This is a genomic window from Pantoea sp. 18069 (assembly GCF_902706035.1).
In the GTDB taxonomy this organism is placed as follows: Bacteria; Pseudomonadota; Gammaproteobacteria; order Burkholderiales; family Burkholderiaceae_C; genus Comamonas.
The window spans coordinates 1-936 of record NZ_CACSJA010000092.1; the positions used below are offsets into that span (position 1 = coordinate 1).

Consider the following 936-nt stretch of genomic DNA (forward strand, 5'->3'; position numbering starts at 1 on the left):
TGGGCGTGCCGCGACTGCCGTACGCTGACACAGGCTGCGGTTCCCGCCGAGATCATCGACAAGGGAATTCCTACGGCGGGCCTGCTGGCCCATGTGCTGGTGGCCAAGCACTCGGACCACCTGCCGTTGTACAGGCAGGAAGCGATCTTCGGTCGTGCCGGTCTGGCCATCCCGCGCTCGACGCTAGCGGCCTGGGTCGGCGTGTGTGGCGTGCGGCTGCAGCCGCTGGTGGACGCATTGAAGCACCATGTGCTGGCCTGCGCGGTGGTGCACGCCGACGAGACGCCGGTGGCGATGCTGGCACCGGGCAAGGGCAAGACGCATAGAGCCTATCTCTGGGCCTATGCGGCCGGAGCGTTCGAGCCCTTGCGTGCGGTGGTCTACGACTTCACGATCAGTCGCGCTGGCGAGCATGCGAGAAACTTCCTCGGGAACTGGAAAGGCAGCCTGGTCTGCGACCATTACGCCGGATACAGCGCGCTGTGGGAGCGCGGGATCATTGAAGCCGGTTGCATGGCGCACGCGCGCCGGTACTTCGTCGACCTGGTGAAAACGGGCAAGAGCACCATCGCTGCCACGGCGGTGGAGTTCATCGGTCAGTTGTACGGCATCGAGCGCGAGGCCAAGGATATGGCGCCTGAACAGCGTCTGCAAGTACGCCAGCAACGTGCCCGGCCGATCACGCAAGCATTGCACGCCTGGCTCGTCGCCCAGCGCACCAAGGTTGTGGACGGCGGCGCCACCGCCAAGGCCATTGACTACAGCCTGAGGCGGTGGTCGGCGTTGATGCGCTACCTCGACGATCCAGCGCTGCCCATAGACAACAATCACGATGAGCAGCAAATGCGAATCTGGGCGACTGGCAGAAAAAATTGGCTCTTCGCCGGTACGCTGCTGGCCGGCCAGCGTGCGGCCGCGATCACGAGCTTGATCCAG

At 64.7% G+C, this 936-nt stretch carries 1 protein-coding gene; it reads left to right on the top strand.

Annotated elements, in window-relative coordinates:
• Nucleotides 1–936 (top strand): IS66 family transposase (locus GVL12_RS25690; RefSeq protein ID WP_159918382.1); only part of this gene is annotated, 936 nt, incomplete at both ends.